The organism is Campylobacter sp. P091, assembly GCF_002138935.1.
Classification (GTDB): domain Bacteria; phylum Campylobacterota; class Campylobacteria; order Campylobacterales; family Campylobacteraceae; genus Campylobacter; species Campylobacter devanensis.
Genome location: NZ_MJKZ01000007.1, coordinates 762 through 1,295 on the forward strand (window position 1 = coordinate 762; position 534 = coordinate 1,295).

The following is a 534-nucleotide window of genomic DNA, read 5'->3' on the forward strand; positions in this document are numbered from 1 at the left end:
TTGAAATTTCAAATACCACCCCACTTCCGGCTAAAATTTACGCAAATGAAGGGATAGCTCAGGTGCTATTTTTACAAGGGGATGAGATTTGTGAAACTAGCTACGCTGACAAAAATGGCAAATATCAATCCCAAACTGGCATAACCCTACCAAGAATACTACAATAAGGGTTTAAAATGATGGTTTATAGCAGACAAAAAATAGAAGATGATGATATACAAGCCGTGATAGAAGCGCTAAAAAGCGATATGCTTACATGTGGAAATCGTGTGGTGGAGTTTGAGCGTGAGCTTTGCGAGCTTACTGGAGCCAAATTTGCTGTAGCGATGAACTCAGCTACTTCAGCACTTCACGCTGGATATATCGCACTTGGCGTGGAACCTGGCGATGAAGTTATCACCACCCCTATAACCTTTGCAGCCACTGCTAATGCAGCTATAATGTGTGGGGCTAGGATTAAATTTGCTGATGTACTTTTAAATGGTAATATAAATCCAGCCTCTATAAAAGAGTTAATAAGCGATAAAACCAAGG

General features: G+C 40.4%; 2 protein-coding genes. Both read left to right on the plus strand.

The window, feature by feature from the left end:
• Window positions 1–167, plus strand: a 167-nt coding sequence (locus CIGNP91_RS07100; RefSeq protein WP_442861883.1) for a dCTP deaminase, incomplete at its 5' end; no start/stop codon positions are given.
• Window positions 168–176: 9 nt separating this feature from the next.
• Window positions 177–534: aminotransferase class I/II-fold pyridoxal phosphate-dependent enzyme (locus CIGNP91_RS07105; protein ID WP_141081106.1), on the plus strand; the 358-nt coding region annotated here is incomplete at its 3' end.